The organism is Armatimonas sp., from assembly GCF_043760365.1.
GTDB lineage: Bacteria > Armatimonadota > Armatimonadia > Armatimonadales > Armatimonadaceae > Armatimonas.
Genome location: NZ_JAYUPA010000022.1, coordinates 1 through 2,474, shown reverse-complemented (window position 1 = coordinate 2,474; position 2,474 = coordinate 1). Strand labels below are relative to the sequence as shown.

2 protein-coding genes are annotated in these 2,474 nt (G+C 58.6%); one reads left to right on the top strand and one right to left on the bottom strand.

What is annotated here, in order from left to right:
• A partial coding sequence (locus ACH2EH_RS00600) for a hypothetical protein (protein WP_395137779.1) occupies nt 1-297 on the top strand: 297 nt, incomplete at its 5' end.
• On the opposite strand, the gene ACH2EH_RS00595 is transcribed toward ACH2EH_RS00600, so the two are convergent.
• Nucleotides 294-2,474 (bottom strand): ATP-binding protein (locus tag ACH2EH_RS00595; RefSeq protein WP_395137777.1); only part of this gene is annotated, 2,181 nt, incomplete at its 5' end. The genes ACH2EH_RS00600 and ACH2EH_RS00595 overlap by 4 nt on opposite strands.

The window sequence follows — 2,474 nt, the reverse complement described above, 5'->3', positions numbered from 1 at the left end:
CTGCTCCTCACCGACAGTGCCGAGCCAAGCTGGCAGGAACCACTCTACCGAAAGTGGACAGGCCAGAACCAGGTTCGGGTGAACGCCATCTCCGCGCTGCTCAAGCTGGGCTGGCACTCCGACGAAGCAATTGCACTGGTGATCGCCTCGCTCAATGACCCCTGTGGCTACGTCGGCGGCTTTGGGATCGAGATTTTAGAGCGCTCCGGCAAGCCCGAGGCGCTCAAAGCGGCCATGCGCTACTTAAAAACACACCGCTGGGATAGCTCGCTCAACAGGGGCATACGCACCTACTAATCTGCCAGAGCGAGAGCCACGGCTTCTTGCTCAGACAACACTGTGCCCAATGCAAAACCCTCGGTAAAAGTGTTTTCGCCAAGAGTGTGACGTGCTTTTGCGTACTCCGCGTTTAGCTGCTCACGAAAGGCAGGTCCGAGCGTGATCGCCGCATTTCGCCGAACCATTTCTGCCGCCCCATGAAGCGAGGCTACCGCCTCCGTTCTGCCCAGGGCAAGCAGAGTACCCGCAATATTGTTGAGGGACGTGGCGATGTTTCCACTCAGGCCAAGCTGCTGTTTGCGCATGAGGCTCCGGCGAGCGAGCGCTAGGCTTTCCGCAGACTCGCCAAGCTCCTGTAACACCGCTGCCTGGTTTCCGAGTACTAGGGCCTCGATATGTAGATCTCCCATCGCCGCCGCTTCCTGGCTCGCTTGCCGAAAGCTAGAAAGGGCTCCCTTAAGATCTCCACTCGCAACAGCCACATTAGCCAAGCCGATTCGCGTGCGGAGGGTCTCCACACGTAGCCCCAGTGTCTCTCGAAGTACAAGTGCCTGCGCGTAGCTCTGGCGTGCCTTGTCAAGCTCTCCGGCCTGATGGAGCGCATTCCCCTGATTATTAAGTGCCTGCGCCATCAGGGCAAGGTCGCCCGCACTCTGCGCCTTCACTGCTACGTCGGCTAGAATCTCCGTCGCGGCAGCGGTCTCGCCCTGGTAGAGAAGTGCAGTTCCCTCTAAAAAACGGGCTTGTGCCAAAAGAATCGGTGTGCTGGACTCCGGATCAATGCGTGCGAGCCAAGCGTGCATCATCGCCGCATTATCCTGATTAAAGAGAGCAAGCTGAGCGAGGCTTAGTAGAGCGCGGGTTCTTAGAGTTTCCTCACCTTTTTCGACCACTTCACGAAGCCCACGCTCTGCATCGGCATTTTTGTTGAGGTTATAGGCAAGGGTCGCGGCGGCAAACCTCAGTAGTAAGTAGTCCGGCTCCTCGCTACCGATCATTTCTCCGGCAATCTGGCACGCAAGCTCGCCTTCGATAAAACGTCCCTGGTGCAGCCATAAAGGCATAAGGGCAAGCACAAATCGAACTTTGTCCGTTGGTGCGGCCCCTTCCTGTGCCTTACGAAGGTTGGCCTCATCAGGGATCAAGTGGGCGAGTGCCGCTGCCCAAATCTCTCCCCGTGGCCGATCAAGCTTCGCCTCTTTCGCGCGTTGTAGAAAATGCGCTGTATGCAATGCACTGAGTCGGTTTTGCGCGACCTGGGAGAGCGCACACCAACTAAACTCCCGAAGGCTCTCGTGAAGAAAGAAACGCAGTGAGGTTCCCCTCAGCTCCGCCGAGACCAGTGCCCGATCTCTGAGGCTAGCCAGCGCATAGTTGCTTGCTCCACAGACTACCTGCGCTGCAAGTGCATCCCAGCCCTCCTGAAAGACGGCAAGTCGGTAGAAAGTCTCACGCAGCTCGGGCTCCAGAAGCTCCGTACTCCACGAAATCGCTGCGATAATAGAGGCATGACGCGTGTCTTTCTGGGCGTCTTTTGGCAAGCTCAGGCGGCTCTGGGCAAGCTGTTGAACCATCTCCATTGGAGTGAGAGTCCCTGCCCACGCTGCTGCCAGTTCAATAGCGAGGGGAAAGCCTTCGACAGAGCTGACGAGCGCGCGCACCGAGGGTTCATTGCTTGGCGTCAGCTTGAAATCAGGCGAGACACTTCGTGAACGATCCACAAAAAGCGCCACGGAATCGTCTTCGGGCAGTGCCCCCACGGCGAAGATCTCCTCACCTGGAATTGCTAGCCGCTGCCGAGAGGTGGTAAGGATTGTCAGCTCAGGTGCAGATGTCAGCAGGCTCTCCACGAGCGCAGCCCCCTCGGGCAGAAACTGCTCCAGGTTGTCGAGTATAAGTAATGTCGGTGTGTGCGCACTCAGGTAGTTCCGCACGCGCTCAGACGGCATCCCCCCATGGAGTCCAAGTTTCCCCGCGAGCATCTCCCAGGCTTGGGGCACCGTCGTCACCCCTGCCAAGGGAACAAAGTGAAGGGTTGAAAAGAATTGGTGTGCCGCCAGCCGCCGTGCGGCTTCAATCGCGAGGCGTGTCTTTCCGATGCCGCCGGGTCCAAAGAGTGTGAAGAGCCGCGCCCCTTCCGAGTCGCTCTTGCCGCCCGAGAGCCGCTGCACCAGAGCCGCAAGCTCGTCGCGACG